Source organism: Streptomyces sp. NPDC008137 (assembly GCF_042957035.1).
GTDB lineage: Bacteria > Actinomycetota > Actinomycetes > Streptomycetales > Streptomycetaceae > Streptomyces.
In genome coordinates this window covers 431103-444595 of sequence record NZ_JBIBHN010000003.1, presented here as the reverse complement: position 1 = coordinate 444595, position 13493 = coordinate 431103, and the positions used below count along the sequence as shown (strand labels likewise).

At 72.4% G+C, this 13493-nt stretch carries 15 protein-coding genes; 5 read left to right on the top strand and 10 right to left on the bottom strand.

What is annotated here, in order from left to right:
- Positions 1–51: 51 nt before the first annotated feature.
- Both ACFZBT_RS08065 and ACFZBT_RS08060 read right to left on the bottom strand, forming a co-directional pair.
- A complete protein-coding gene (locus tag ACFZBT_RS08065) occupies positions 52–639 on the bottom strand; it encodes a DNA-3-methyladenine glycosylase I (RefSeq protein ID WP_391099791.1) in 588 nt (195 codons plus the stop codon).
- Entirely contained in the window at positions 636–1025 is a 390-nt protein-coding gene (locus ACFZBT_RS08060) for a DivIVA domain-containing protein (RefSeq protein WP_391099789.1), read from the bottom strand. Before ACFZBT_RS08060 ends, ACFZBT_RS08065 begins: the two co-directional genes overlap by 4 nt.
- A 134-nt stretch (positions 1026–1159) precedes the next feature.
- Between ACFZBT_RS08060 and folP the strand changes: the two genes are divergently transcribed.
- Complete coding sequence (gene folP, locus ACFZBT_RS08055) at positions 1160–2020, top strand: dihydropteroate synthase (RefSeq protein ID WP_391099786.1); 861 nt, start codon at positions 1160–1162, stop codon at positions 2018–2020.
- A gap of 387 nt (positions 2021–2407) precedes the next feature.
- Here folP and ACFZBT_RS08050 read toward each other — a convergent pair whose 3' ends face one another.
- Together ACFZBT_RS08050 and dapE are read right to left on the bottom strand one after the other, a co-directional pair.
- Positions 2408–3166: a TIGR00730 family Rossman fold protein gene (locus tag ACFZBT_RS08050; protein ID WP_391099783.1), complete on the bottom strand. Its 759-nt coding sequence runs from the start codon at positions 3164–3166 to the stop codon at positions 2408–2410.
- 120 nt (positions 3167–3286) lie between these two features.
- Positions 3287–4366: a succinyl-diaminopimelate desuccinylase gene (dapE, locus tag ACFZBT_RS08045; protein ID WP_391099780.1), complete on the bottom strand. Its 1080-nt coding sequence runs from the start codon at positions 4364–4366 to the stop codon at positions 3287–3289.
- Between the two features lie 145 nt (positions 4367–4511).
- On the opposite strand from dapE, the gene ACFZBT_RS08040 reads away from it, so the two are divergent.
- Together ACFZBT_RS08040 and ACFZBT_RS08035 are read left to right on the top strand one after the other, a co-directional pair.
- Positions 4512–5435 (top strand): heavy metal transporter, encoded by a 924-nt coding sequence (locus ACFZBT_RS08040; protein ID WP_391099890.1) that lies wholly within the window; start codon positions 4512–4514, stop codon positions 5433–5435.
- Between the two features lie 355 nt (positions 5436–5790).
- Entirely contained in the window at positions 5791–6237 is a 447-nt protein-coding gene (locus ACFZBT_RS08035) for an ATP-binding protein (protein WP_215118730.1), read from the top strand.
- Between the two features lie 71 nt (positions 6238–6308).
- On the opposite strand, the gene ACFZBT_RS08030 is transcribed toward ACFZBT_RS08035, so the two are convergent.
- Positions 6309–7400, bottom strand: coding sequence for a bifunctional succinyldiaminopimelate transaminase/glutamate-prephenate aminotransferase (locus tag ACFZBT_RS08030; protein ID WP_391099777.1), 1092 nt, complete (start codon positions 7398–7400; stop codon positions 6309–6311).
- A gap of 126 nt (positions 7401–7526) precedes the next feature.
- Positions 7527–7844: a ferredoxin gene (gene fdxA, locus ACFZBT_RS08025; protein WP_010047804.1), complete on the bottom strand. Its 318-nt coding sequence runs from the start codon at positions 7842–7844 to the stop codon at positions 7527–7529.
- Between the two features lie 140 nt (positions 7845–7984).
- On the opposite strand from fdxA, the gene ACFZBT_RS08020 reads away from it, so the two are divergent.
- Together ACFZBT_RS08020 and ACFZBT_RS08015 are read left to right on the top strand one after the other, a co-directional pair.
- Positions 7985–8992 (top strand): GNAT family N-acetyltransferase, encoded by a 1008-nt coding sequence (locus ACFZBT_RS08020; RefSeq protein WP_391099775.1) that lies wholly within the window; start codon positions 7985–7987, stop codon positions 8990–8992.
- A 30-nt stretch (positions 8993–9022) separates the two neighbouring features.
- A complete protein-coding gene (locus ACFZBT_RS08015; protein ID WP_391099772.1) occupies positions 9023–9877 on the top strand; it encodes a tetratricopeptide repeat protein in 855 nt (284 codons plus the stop codon).
- 81 nt (positions 9878–9958) lie between these two features.
- Here the strand turns inward: ACFZBT_RS08015 and ACFZBT_RS08010 are convergent, their stop codons facing one another.
- Genes ACFZBT_RS08010 through ACFZBT_RS07995 form a run of 4 tightly spaced genes read right to left on the bottom strand, consistent with a single transcriptional unit; the run spans position 9959 to position 13384 of the window.
- A complete protein-coding gene (locus tag ACFZBT_RS08010) occupies positions 9959–10573 on the bottom strand; it encodes a response regulator (RefSeq protein ID WP_391099770.1) in 615 nt (204 codons plus the stop codon).
- On the bottom strand, positions 10570–11739 hold the full coding sequence (locus ACFZBT_RS08005; protein ID WP_391099767.1) for a histidine kinase: 1170 nt from the start codon (positions 11737–11739) through the stop codon (positions 10570–10572). The genes ACFZBT_RS08010 and ACFZBT_RS08005 overlap by 4 nt, the downstream gene beginning before the upstream one ends.
- On the bottom strand, positions 11736–12476 hold the full coding sequence (locus tag ACFZBT_RS08000) for an ABC transporter permease (protein WP_391099765.1): 741 nt from the start codon (positions 12474–12476) through the stop codon (positions 11736–11738). The genes ACFZBT_RS08005 and ACFZBT_RS08000 overlap by 4 nt, the downstream gene beginning before the upstream one ends.
- The gene (locus ACFZBT_RS07995) at positions 12473–13384 is read right to left on the bottom strand and encodes an ATP-binding cassette domain-containing protein (protein WP_391099762.1); all 912 of its coding nucleotides are present in this window, start codon (positions 13382–13384) and stop codon (positions 12473–12475) included. The genes ACFZBT_RS08000 and ACFZBT_RS07995 overlap by 4 nt, the downstream gene beginning before the upstream one ends.
- Between the last annotated feature and the right edge of the window lie 109 nt (positions 13385–13493).

The window sequence follows — 13493 nt, the reverse complement described above, 5'->3', positions numbered from 1 at the left end:
GTCCAGGGGTGCGGGTCCGCTTGTGGCTGGTCGCGCAGTTCCCCGCGCCCCTTAAAGGGCGCCTCTGGCCACGCATGCTTCCAGGTGATCGTCGACCAAGCCGCACGCCTGCATCAGCGCGTACGCCGTCGTCGGGCCGACGAAGCGCAGGCCCCGCTTCTTCAGGGCCTTGGACAGGGCCGTCGACTCGAGGGTGACGGCCGGGACGTCGGAGAGCGCCTTCGGGACCGGGCGGGTGCCCGGCTCGGGGGCGTGCGACCAGATCAGCTCGTCCAGGTCGCCGGGGGCCCACTCGGTCAGCTCGCGCGCGTTGGCGAGCGTCGCGTCGATCTTGGCGCGGTTGCGGATGATGCCGGTGTCGGCCAGCAGGCGCTCGCGGTCCTCGTCGGTGAAGGCGGCCACCGAGGCGATCTTGAAGTCGGCGAAGGCGGCACGGAAGCCGGGGCGGCGGCGCAGGATCGTGATCCAGGACAGGCCGGACTGGAAGGCCTCCAGGCTGAGCCGTTCGAAGAGGGCGTCGTCGCCGTGGACCGGGCGGCCCCACTCCTCGTCGTGGTACGTGACGTACTCCGGGGCGGACAGGGCCCAGGGGCAGCGCGGCGCGCCGTCCGGGCCGGGGAGGGCGGCGCCGTCGCTCACGGCCGGTCCTCCTGTCGCGGACCGGGCTTGTCCATGGACACGTGGTTCTCCCCCGAGGGGTGCACCGGCCCGTGGGCGGAGGCCGCCCGGGCGCCCGCCAGGGCCGATTCCAGGTCCGCGATGCGGGCGTCGCGCTCGGCGAGCTCGGCGCCGAGGCGGCTGAGGGCGTCGTCCACGTCGCCCATGCGGTAGCCGCGGGCGGCGAGCGGGAAGCGGAGGCTCTCCACGTCCGCGCGGTCGACCGGACGGTCCGGGGGGAGCGGGTCGCGGAGCTGCTCGGGGGCGGCCTCGGGCAGCGGGCCGTTCTCGCCGCCGCCCAGCACGGCCAGGGTCACCGCGCCGACCACGAGGACCAGCGCGACGACCAGGAACAGGAACATAACCATCGCGGGGCCCCCACGGTCAGGTGTCTCGGAGTCTTCGGAGACGGATGTTGTCAGGCTCCGATCGTGCCATGCGAGTCTGACAGTTAGGGTCGCAGGCGGCGGAAGACGGGGACGTACCAGGAAGGTCACAGGGGATGCTCAGGCTGGGCAGGCGGGAATTCGAGCCGCGTGAGCCGGTGATCATGGCGATCGTGAACCGGACCCCGGACTCCTTCTACGACCGGGGCGCGACCTTCCTCGACGAGCCGGCCCTCGCGCGCGTGGAGCGGGCGGTGGCCGAGGGAGCCGCGATCATCGACATCGGCGGGGTCAAGGCCGGGCCGGGCGAGGAGGTCACGGCCGAGGAGGAGGCCCGGCGGACGGTGGGGTTCGTGGCCGAGGTGCGGCGGCGGTTCCCGGACGTGATCATCAGCGTGGACACCTGGCGGGCCGACGTCGGTCGGGCCGTGTGCGAGGCCGGGGCCGACCTGCTGAACGACGCGTGGGGTGGGGTCGATCCGGGGCTCGCCGAGGTCGCCGCGCGGTACGGGGTGGGGCTGGTGTGCACGCACGCGGGCGGTGCGGAGCCGCGGACCCGGCCGCACCGGATCGAGTACGACGATGTCGTCGCCGACATTCTGGAGGTGACGGTCGGGCTGGCGGAGCGGGCGGTCGCGCTGGGGGTGCCGAGGGAATCGGTGCTGATCGATCCCGGGCATGACTTCGGGAAGAACACGCGGCACAGTCTGGAGGCGACTCGGCGGCTGGGCGAGATGGTCGCTACGGGGTGGCCGGTGCTGGTGTCTTTGTCCAACAAGGACTTCGTGGGAGAGACGTTGGACCGGCCGGTGAAGGAGCGGGTCGTGGGGACGTTGGCGACGACTGCGGTGTCCGCGTGGCTGGGGGCGCAGGTGTACCGGGTGCACGAGGTCGCCGAGACGCGGCAGGTGCTGGACATGGTGGCGTCCATCGCCGGGCATCGGGAGCCTGCCGTTGCCCGGCGTGGGCTGGCCTGAGCCGTTCGGCCCGAGGTACCAGGGGGCTCCGCCCCCTGGACCCCCGGACCTATGCCCACCCGCCGCCCGAATCGGTCGGACAGGAAGCCCGGGCCGCCCGCCCGAATCGGTCGGACAGGAAGCCCGGGCCGCCCGCCTGAATCGGTCGGACAAGAAGCCCGGCGCGCCCGCCCGAATCGGTCCAACGAGAAGCCCGGCGCGCCCGCCCGAATCGGTCCAACGAGAAGCCCGGCGCGCCCGCCCGAATCGGTCCAACGAGAAGCCCGGCGCGCCCGCCTGGATCGGTCGGACAGGAAACCCGGCGCGCCCGCCCGAAACAGCCGGACAAGAAGCCCAGCACACCCGCACCGGAAACAGCCGGGCAAGAAGCCCGGCCGCAGCCCCGTGCTAGCGGCCCGCCTCCTTCGACACCAGCGCCACCGCCTCGTCCACGTCGTCCGTGACGTGGAACAGCAGCAGATCCTTCTCCGCGGCCTTGCCCTGGGCGATGACCGTTCCCTGGAGCCAGTCGACGAGGCCGCCCCAGTAGTCGCTGCCGAAGAGGACGATCGGGAAGCGGGTGACCTTCTGGGTCTGGACGAGGGTGAGGGCCTCGAAGAGTTCGTCGAGGGTGCCGAGGCCGCCGGGCAGGACCACGAAGCCCTGGGCGTACTTGACGAACATCATCTTCCGGACGAAGAAGTAGCGGAAGTTGAGGCCGATGTCGACGTAGGGGTTCAGCCCCTGCTCGAAGGGCAGCTCGATGCCCAGGCCGACCGACATGCCCTTGGCCTCCAGGGCGCCCTTGTTGGCCGCCTCCATCGCGCCCGGGCCGCCGCCCGTGATGACGGCGAAGCCCGCGTCGACCAGGCCCCGGCCGAGCCGGACGCCCGCCTCGTACTCGGGTGAGTCCGCCGGGGTCCGGGCCGAGCCGAAGACGCTGATCGCGGGCGGGAGTTCGGCGAGGGTGCCGAAGCCCTCGATGAACTCCGACTGGATGCGCAGCACGCGCCAGGGGTCGGTGTGGACCCAGTCGGAGGGGGCTCGCTCGTCCAGCAGCCGCTGGTCGGTGGTGCTGGCCTGCACCTGGTCCCGCCTCTGGAGGACCGGGCCCAGGCGCTTCTCCTCCGGCGGCTGCTTCTTCCCCTCGGGGTTGCCGGTCGCCATGTGCGCTCCCTCCGTCGTGCCTGTCTTTCCACCTCAGCGTAGATCTACGCGGGTTACGAACGAGGGACGTGAGCATGTCCGCGATAAAGCGCCGTAAACACGAGGGCGCCCCGGACGGGATCAGGCCGTCAGCCAGCTCCGCAGGCGCTCCTCGCCCGCGAGGATCTTCGCGGTGTCCACGCGCTCGTCCCGCTTGTGGGCCAGGTGGGGGTTGCCCGGGCCGTAGTTGACCGCGGGGACGCCGAGCGCCGAGAAGCGGGAGACGTCCGTCCAGCCGTACTTCGGCATCGGGGTGCCGCCCACCGCCTCGATGAACGCCTTGGCCGCCGGGTGGGACAGGCCCGGCATCGCCGCGCCGCTGTGGTCGACGACCTCGAACTCGGTCACGCCGCAGTCCGCGAAGACCTCCCGGACGTGGGCGACGGCCTCCTCGGGCGTGCGGTCGGGGGCGTAGCGGAAATTGACGGTGACGACGCACTCGTCGGGGATGACGTTGCCGGCCACTCCCCCGCCGATGCCGACCGCGTTCAGGCCCTCGCGGTACTCCAGGCCGTCGATGACCGGCCGGCGGGGCTCGTAGGAAGCCAGGCGGGCGAGGATCGGGGCGGCGGCGTGGATCGCGTTGGAGCCCATCCAGCCGCGCGCCGAGTGGGCCCGCTCGCCAGCCGTCTTCAGCAGCACCCGCAGGGTGCCCTGGCAACCGCCCTCGACCTGGCCGTCCGACGGCTCCAGGAGGACCGCGAAGTCGCCCTCCAGCCACTCGGGGTGCGTCTCGGAGACGTGCTTGAGGCCGTTCAGCTCCGCGGCGACCTCCTCGTTGTCGTAGAAGACGAAGGTCAGGTCGCGGTTGGGGGCGGGGACCGTGGCCGCGACGCGCAGCTGGACGGCGACGCCGGACTTCATGTCGCAGGTGCCGCAGCCCCACAGGACGCCGTCCTCGTCGAGCCGGGAGGGGACGTTGTCCGCGATCGGGACGGTGTCGATGTGGCCGGCCAGGATCACCCGCTCCGGGCGGCCCAGGTTCGTGCGGGCCACGACGTTGTTGCCGTACCGGTCGACCGTCAGGTGGGGCAGGGCGCGCAGCGCGGTCTCGATCGCGTCCGCGAGCGGCTTCTCGGTGCCGCTCTCGGAGCGGAAGTCGACGAGCCGGGCGGTGAGCTCCGCGGCGTCCAGCGTGAGGTCAAGCGAGGTGTCGGCCATGCCGTCGACCCTAACGCGCCAGACCCGGTGCCCACTCTTCCCACCGGGCACATGGGCCTCCGTACTCTCCAGTACCTTGTACGGCGTGCCAGAGCCGTCCTCCCCCAAGCGTCGCAGCCGCCTCTTCCGATGCGGGTCCGCCTTCATGGCCCTGCTCGCGGTCGCCGGATACCTCGTCGTGCAGTACATCACCGGAGGCACGGGCGAACCGGGCTGCAAGGTCGTCTCGGGCAAGGGCGACGGGGCGTCGTACACGTTCTCGCCCGAGCAGGCCGTGAACGCGGCGACGATCACCGCCGTGGGCACCGGGCGCGGGCTGCCGGAGCGGGCCGTGACCATCGCGCTGGCCACCGCGCTGCAGGAGTCGAGCCTGCGCAACATCAACCACGGCGACCGGGACTCCCTCGGCCTGTTCCAGCAGCGGCCCTCGCAGGGCTGGGGCACGCGGGAGGAGATCCTGGACCCGACGTACTCGGCCGGCGAGTTCTACGACCACCTGGTCAAGGTGCCCGGCTACACCCGGCTGCCCCTGACCGTCGCCGCGCAGCGCGTGCAGCGCAGCGGCTTCCCGCAGGCCTACGCCAAGCACGAGCCGGACGCCGCGCTGCTCGCCGCCGCCCTCACCGGCCAGTCCGCGGCCACGCTGACCTGCGAGGGCCGCCCGGGCGCGACCCGGGCGACGGGCCCGGACGGGGTGCGTACGGCGCTGGTGCGGGACTTCGGGCGCGATGTGCTCGAGCCGGCGGGCGCCCAGGTGGGCGGCTCGTCGGCGGCCACACCGACGCCGTCCCCGAGCGGCGGCACGGACGACTCCGGCGGGCGGACGGTGACGCTGCCAGTGAACGCCGACCCGGGTTCCGCGACCGGGCGGAGCCCGGAGCAGCGCGGCTGGCAGCTGGCGCACTGGGCCGTGGCCAACGCCTCGGAGCTGCACATCGCGCGGGTGACGTACGCCGGGCGTGAGTGGGTCGCCGGGAACACCGCCAGCGAGTGGCGCGCTCCGGCGGCGAAGGGCACCGCGGGCGCGCAGCGGGACGCGGACGGCGTCCGTATTGTCACGATGCGCTAAATCGCGCCCAGATCGCGCAGGGGTACGGGAACTCACTCCTGGGGATTACCCGAGCGGCTCGGTCGCGACGGTGTGGGCGGGTTTTCGCGCCCGCACCCTGGAATCCGTGAAAACCCTTGGGCGTACAGGGCTGGAAGGATTCGGCGGACTTTCCGGCGTGGGCCTTTTTGCCCGTTTGTCCGCAGCCGATTATGCGACGCATTACCAACTCTTTACGTTGCGACGCCGCAACCTTCCCGGGCTTCGAGCGGTAGTCACTGCGTCCGAGCCGGGGCGGTCAACAGCCAGTCGATCAACTCCCGGAGCCGGTCGGACACTTCACGAACCTCACTGTTCTCTCCGTCGAAGGAGCACCATGTCCCTCCCCCTGACCCGCCGGATCGCCCGTGCCGCGCTCATTGTCGCTGCGGGAGCGGCTGCCGGGGTCGGTGCGGCCGGCTCCGCCAGTGCGGCCCCCGAGCTGCCGGCCAACCCGAACCTCGGCGGGCTGACCGCCCTGGACGGGGCGAACGTCGGCAACACCGTCGACGGCGCGGCGACGGACGTCAGCAAGTCCGCCGGTGACACCGGCGGCAAGGCCGTCAAGAAGGCGGTGCCGGCCGCGGGCAAGCTCGGCGGCAAGACGGTCAAGAAGGCCACGCCCGTCGCGCAGAAGGCGGCCGGCGAAGCGGCGGGCTCCGCCGGGCAGCTCGTCGGTGAGGCCGCCGGTTCGGCGCAGGGCGGTCTGCCCACCGACTCCCTGACGAAGGGTGGCGTGCCGTCCGCGAAGACGCTGCCGGCGAAGGGCCTGCCGATCGGCTGACGCCGGTCCCGGAACACGAAGAAGGGGTCCAGGGAATTCCCTGGACCCCTTCTCCGTGTTCCGTTCCGGGGCTACAGACGCCGCACGGCCGCCGCGATCCGCTCGTCCGTCGCCGTCAGGGCCACGCGGACGAACTCCGCGCCGGCTGTGCCGTAGAAGTCGCCGGGGGCCACGAGGATGCCTCGTTGCGCGAGGTGGGCGACCGTGTCCCAGCAGGATTCGCCGCGGGTGGCCCACAGGTAGAGGCTGGCCTCGCTGTGCTCGATGCGGAAGCCGTGGGACAGCAGGGCCTCGCGCAGGAGGTCGCGGCGGGACGCGTAGCGCTCGCGTTGGACGCGGACGTGCTCGTCGTCGCTCAGGGCCGCCACGACGGCCGCCTGCGTCGGCGCGGATGTCATCATGCCGCCGTGCTTGCGGATCTCCAGGAGGGGGCTCAGGACGGCCGGGTCGCCGGCCAGGAAGGCCGCGCGGTAGCCCGCGAGGTTCGAGCGCTTGGAGAGGGAGTGGACGGACACGATGCCGTCGTACGAGCCGCCGTTGACGTCGGGGTGCAGCACCGAGACCGGGTCGGCCTCCCAGCCCAGCTCCAGGTAGCACTCGTCGGAGAAGAGCAGGACGCCGTGCTCACGGGCCCAGGCCACGATCCGGGTGAGGTCCGCCTTCGACAGGACCTTGCCCGTCGGGTTCGACGGGGAGTTCAGCCAGAGGAGCTTCAGGCCCTCCGGGTCCAGCTCCGTCGGGTCGTCGTAGACCTCGTACTCGGCGCGGGCCAGGCGGGCGCCCACCTCGTACGTCGGGTAGGCCAGGCGCGGGTAGGCCACCCGGTCGCCGGGGCCGAGGCCCAGCTGGGTCGGGAGCCAGGCGACGAGTTCCTTGGAGCCGACGATCGGCAGGACGTGGCGGTGGGTGACGTCCCGGGCGCCGAGGCGGCGCTCGACCCAGCCGGTGATCGCGTCGCGCAGCTCGGTCGTGCCCCAGACCGTCGGGTAGCCCGGCGAGTCCGCCGCGTCGACCAGCGCTTTCCGGATCAGCTCGGGGACCGGGTCGACCGGGGTGCCGACGGAGAGGTCCACGATGCCGTCCGGGTGGGCGGCGGCCGTGGCCTTGAACGGCGTCAGCTTGTCCCAGGGAAAGGCGGGGAGACGGTCGGAGACTGCGGACACGGTCTGGCTCACTTTCTGGTACGTACGAGCCGTCGTAGGGCAAACGCCTCGGTCCCGTACGGCGATCACGACGTGATCAGGCCGTACGGGACCGAGGCGGCGCGGTGTGCGGGCCGCTTGCGGTGGCTAGGCCTGCGGCGGCAGCGCGGCGATGAAGGGGTGGTCGCGCTCGATCAGCCCCAGCTTGCTGGCGCCGCCGGGCGAGCCGAGCTCGTCGAAGAACTCGACGTTCGCCTTGTAGTAGTCCTTCCACTCCTCCGGGGTGTCGTCCTCGTAGAAGATCGCCTCGACCGGGCAGACCGGCTCACAGGCACCACAGTCGACGCATTCGTCCGGGTGGATGTACAAGGACCTGGAGCCCTCGTAGATGCAGTCGACCGGGCACTCCTCGATGCACGCCTTGTCCTTGACGTCGACACAAGGCTGCGCGATGACGTAGGTCACGCTGTCGTTCCTCCTCGATAGGGCGCTGGCGGGCCTCCTCAGGCTCCGCCGCCTGGCGCGCGGGAGCGCGGCGTCGTCGATGCCCGCCCCTAGTATCTCCGTTCTTGGGCATGATCCGAACAGGAGGGGTGTAAGGACCTGTGGAAATCTCAGCCGGCGGGCGTCTCGAGGTGGCCATCACCGCTGCTGACGTGGGGAAACGGGTCTCCGTGCGGAGCTTGATCGAACACGCGGCTCCGGGTGAGAAGTTCACCGACACGGTCGGAGTTCTCACATCATGGGACGAAAGTGTGCTGCTGATCACACGCAGGAACGGCGAGAGCGTCCGCATCGCGGAATCCGCGCTGGTCGCGGGGAAGGTGGTGCCCGCCGCTCCGGCGCGCCGCCGTGGTCCGGCCGCCTCGTACGAGGAGCTGGCCCGGGTCGCCGCGCGGGCCTGGCGGCCCGTGGAGAGCGAGCGGCTCGGGGACTGGGAGCTGCGGGCCGCGTCCGGGTTCACGCGGCGGGCCAATTCGGTGCTGCCGCTCGGCGAGCCGGGCATGCCGCTCGACGAGGCGCTGGGCGCCGTCCGGCGGTGGTACGACGAGCGCGGGCTGCCCGCCTACGTCCAGACCGCGACCGGCGCCGAGGGCACGCAGGAACTCCTCTGTGCCGAGCTGGAGGCACGGGGCTGGGTGCGCGAGGTGACCGCCGAGCTGTGGGTCGGGCCGCTGGCGCCGGTCGCCGACCGTGCCGATCCGGCGGCCGTCGGGCTGTCCCGGGAGGCCGACGCGGCGTGGCTGGCCCGGTACCAGCGCAAGGGCGTGAGCGAGGTGGCGCTGCGGGTGCTGGGATCTGGGCCTTCGGTGTGGTTCGCGACCGTGCCGGGCGGCGCGGAGCCGGCCGCCATCGGGCGGTGTGTCGTCGACGGGCGGTGGGCCGGGTTCGCCGCCGTCGAGGTCGATCCGAAGCTGCGGCGGCAGGGGCTGGGCACGGCCGTGATGGCGGCGCTGGCCCGGCGGGCGCTCGACGAGGGCGCGTCGGCCGCGTGGCTCCAGGTCGAGGCCGAGAACGCGGGAGCGCGGGAGCTGTACGCCGGGATGGGCTTCGCCGCGCACCATGCCTACCACCACTACCGAGCGCCGGAATCCGGCGGCACCGGCCGGTAACCGATCGTCGCGAGAGGGCACGAGCCAGGTATGCGTCCCCCTTACCCCCCGTCCCCGGAGCGCTCCGCCGAGCTGCGGCGGCGGTTCGCCGAAGAGGCCCGGTCCGAGCGGCCCGATCTGTCGACGCTGTGCCTGCTGGTGGGCGCGGAGGCGGACCGGGAGCTGGACGAGGCGGGCCTGGACACCGCGCAGGTCGAGCTGGACCGGCTGGCCGGGCTGCTGCCGTACCGGCCCGGCGGGCCGCGGGCCTGGGCGGATGCCCTGCGGGAGCTGCTCGGTGAGCGGCTGGGTTTCGGCGGCAGCCCGGCCGACTACCAGCGGCTGGAGTCCTCGCTGCTGCACGAGGTGCTGGTGCGGCGCAGGGGGCTGCCGATCCTGCTGTCCGTGGTGTGGATGGAGGTGGCCCGGCGGGCCGGGGCGCCGGTGTACGGGGTGGCTCTGCCGGGGCATTTCGTGGTCGGGTTCGGGCCCGACGAGGGGCAGGTGCTCGCCGATCCGTTCGACGGGGGGCGGGTGCTGACGGGGGCGGACGCGGAGGTGCTGGTCGCCGGGGCGACGGGGGCGGGGCGGCTCGATCCGGAGATGCTGCGGCCCGCGGATCCGCTGGAGGTGGTGCTGCGGATTCTGAACAACGTGCGGGCGTGGGCGGCGGCTCGGCCGGAGCGCTCGGATGTGGCGCTGTGGGCCGTCGAGTTGTCTCTGTTGCTGCCCTCGCATCCGGCTCAGTTGCGTTATGAGCGGGCGCAGTTGCTGGTGCAGCGGGGGGATTTCGTGCCGGGGGCCCTGGAGTTGGAGGCGTATGCGGAGGTTGTTTCCGCGGTGGACGAGGGGGCTGCCGAGCGGGTTCGGGGGGAGGCGTTCGCGGCTCGGGCGATGCTCAACTGACGCCGTCTCGCCGTAGGGGCTTGTGTTGCGTGTGCGGGTGCGCGGGGGTTCTTCGCGCAGTTCCCCGCGCCCCTAAGAGCTTTACAACCAGCCCTTTTCTCGTGCTGCTCGGACCGCTTCCGCTCGGTTTCTTACCGCGAGCTTCTGGATGGCTGTGCTGAGGTAGTTGCGGACTGTGCCCTGGGAGAGGTGCAGGGTGGTTGCCAGTTCGGCGTTGGTGGCGCCGTCCGCCGCCGCTCGGAGGACTTCTCGCTCGCGGTCCGTCAACGGGTTGGCGCCGTCCGCCAGGGCCGCTGCCGCGAGGGTGGGGTCGATGACGCGTTCGCCGGTGAGGACCTTGCGGATCGCCTCGGCGAGCTGGGCGGCGGGGGCGTCCTTCACCAGGAAGGCGTCGGCGCCGGACTCCATGGCGCTGCGGAGGTAGCCGGGGCGGCCGAAGGTGGTGAGGATGACCAGCTTCACCGCCGGCAGCTCCTCGTGGAGGTGGGCCGCGGCCTCTATGCCCGTCGCGCCGGGCATCTCGATGTCCAGCAGGGCCACGTCGACGGCGTGTGCGCGGGCCGCTTCCAGGACCTCGTCGCCGCGGGCCACCTGGGCGACGACCTCGATGTCCGCCTCCAGGCCGAGCAGGGCGGCCAGGGCCTCGCGGACCATCGACTGGTCCTCGGCCAGGAGGACCTTGATCGTGCGGCTCATGCCGGGGATCCTACGTCCGCCGGGTCGGCCGTCGGCACGCGGGCGACCAGGCGGAAGCCGTGCTTGAGGGGGCCCGCCTCCAGGGTGCCGCCCGCCTTGGCCAGGCGTTCGGTGAGGCCCGTGAGGCCGTTGCCGTGGCCGTCGCCCGGGCCGCCGGAGCCGTTGTCCTCGACGGTGAGTTCGAGGACCGGGCCGTCGAGGGTCTGGCGGCGCAGCAGCTCGACCGTGCAGCGGCGGGCGCCGCTGTGCCGTACGACGTTGGTGACCGCCTCGCGCAGGGCCCAGGCGAGGGCGGACTCGCTCTCCTCGGGCACGCCGGCGAGGCCCGGCGGCTCGGCGGGCAGGTCGGTGGTGACGCCGGCCGCGGTCAGGGCGACCCGGGCACCGGCGAGTTCGGCGCTCAGGCGCGGACGCCGGTAGCCGGTGACGGCCTCGCGTACGTCGACGAGGGCCTGGCGGCTGACCTGCTCGATGTCGGCGACCTGCTGGGCCGCCTTGTCGGGCTGGGCCGGGAGCATCCGGCCGGCCAGCTCGCTTTTGAGGGTGATCAGGGAGAGGGAGTGGCCGAGCAGGTCGTGCAGGTCCCTGGCCAGGCGCAGGCGCTCCTCGTTGGCGGCGAGCTGGGCGACGGTGGCGCGGGCCTCGCGCAGGGCGATGGTGGTGCGGACGAGTTCGCGTACGCCGGTCATGGCGAAGCCGCCGAGCAGGGCCGGGATGAGGAGCCCGGCCAGGTAGGACAGGCCGTCGTGCGTCGCGAGTGCCACGGTGGTCAGCAGGGCGCACGCGGCCGGGATCGTCCAGCGGGCCAGGCGCAGGGGCAGGGCGGCCCCGGAGGCGATCGAGACGTACACGAACAGCACCAGCCACTCGCGGCCCAGGGTGAGGGCGAGGAGCGTGGACTGGGCCGCGAGGACGCCGAGCGAGCCGAGCACCAGGGCGTTGCGCTCGCCGCGGCCGGTGCGGAAGACCAGCAGCATGTACCAGGTGACGAACGCGGCCAGGCCGAGCCAGCCGAGGATCGTCACGCCCGTGCTGTGGCCGCCGTGCAGCAGGTCGGTGACGGGCGCGCTCAGGTAGACCAGCCAGATGCCGGTCCACAGCGACTTCACCGCCCGCTGCCGGCGGTTCACCGGGCGCTGCCCGATGCCGAACCCGACGCCGCTCACGCCTTCAGGGTGTCCTTCCGGTACAGCCAGGCCGCGCCGCCCGCGAACAGGACGAAGGAGACGACGAGGACGGCCAGGTCCTGGACGTGCGGGGCGCGGCTCTGCTCGATGGCCTGCCCCAAAGCAGCGTACGCGTGCGTGGGAAGCCACTTCGCGATGTCCTGGAGCCAGGCCGGGAAGGTCGTCGTCGGCATCCACAGGCCGCCGAGCATCGACAGGCCGAAGTAGGTGATCATCGTGATCGGGCGGACCGCGTCGCCGCTGGCGAGGTAGCCGAGGGCGACGCCCAGCGCGGCGAAGACAAGGCTGCCGGCCCAGATCGCGCCGGTGAGGGCGAGCCACTGCCAGGCATCCAGGCGTACGTGCTTCACGGCCGCCGCGACGGCGAAGACGATGACGATGGACGGCAGGCTGACGACGGCGGCGCTCGCGGTCTTGGCGAGGACGTAGCCGCGGCCCGGCAGCGTGGTCAGGCGCAGTTGCCGCACCCAGCCGCCCTCGCGCTCCTTGGCGATGCGCTCGCTGTTGCCCATGAGGACGGCCGTGAGAGCGCCGAAGGAGGCCATGGAGACCATCATGTAGGTCGGCAGGGTCAGGCCGGTGCCGGGGAGTTTCGTGGTGCTGTCGGAGTTGCCCGCGATGATCAGGAACAGGACCGACGGGTAGATCACGGAGAAGAACAGGAACTTGCGGTTGCGCAGGGCGCGGGTGAGTTCCAGTTTGATCAGGCTGTTCACTTGGACTTCGCCTCCTCGGCGGCGGTGATCGCGACGAAGGCCTGCTCCAGGCCGAGCCCGGCGACTTCGAGGTTGCGGGGGTGGACGCCGAGGCCGTACAGGGCGTGGACGGTCGCGTCGGCGTCGGTGGACTGGATGCGGACGGTCCGGCCGGAGACATCGATCGAGGTGAGGAAGGGCAGGGCGCGCAGGGCGCCTTCGTCGATGGCGGCATCCAGATCGAAGGCGATCCGCCGGGCGCCCGCCTTGGCCTTGATCTCGGCGGCCGTGCCGTCGGCGATGAGCCGGCCGCGGTGCAGCACCAGGACCCGGTCGGCGACGGCGTCGGCCTCTTCGAGGTAGTGCGTGGCGAACAGGACGGTCCGGCCCTGGTCGGCCTGTTCGCGCATGGTGGCCCAGAAGGCCTGGCGGGTGGTGACGTCCATGCCGGTGGTGGGCTCGTCCAGGACGATGAGGTCGCTGTCCCCCGCGGTGGCGAGGGCGAAGCGGACGCGCTGGGCCTGGCCGCCGGAGAGCTTGTTCACCTTGCGGCCGGCGATCTGCGCGATGCCCGCGCGGGACAGCACCTCCGAGGGCTGGTACGGCTTCGGGTGCAGATCGCAGGCGAGCCGCACCAGTTCGGCGACCGTGACCTCGTCCATCAGCCCGCCGCTCTGCGGCATGGCGCCCACGCGCCCGGCGACGATCGCCTCCCGGGGTCCTTCGCCGAAGAGACGGACCGTGCCGCTGTCGGGCTTCTTGAGGCCGAGGAGCAGATCGAGGGTCGTGGACTTGCCCGCGCCGTTGGGGCCGAGCAGCGCCACGGTCTCCCCCGGGCGCAGGGTCAGGGTCAGTCCGTCCACGGCCCGGACGGTGTCGTACGCCTTGCTCACCTGGTCGAACGCGACCACCGGGGCTGTCGTTGTCATACGGCCATGGTGGCTTCGGGGGTGTGGGCGGGGGCAGTGTCGGGCGTCCGGAGTGGCGGATGACAGATGTCATGCCGGTGGGGTGACGACGAGAGCCCCTGCCCTCATC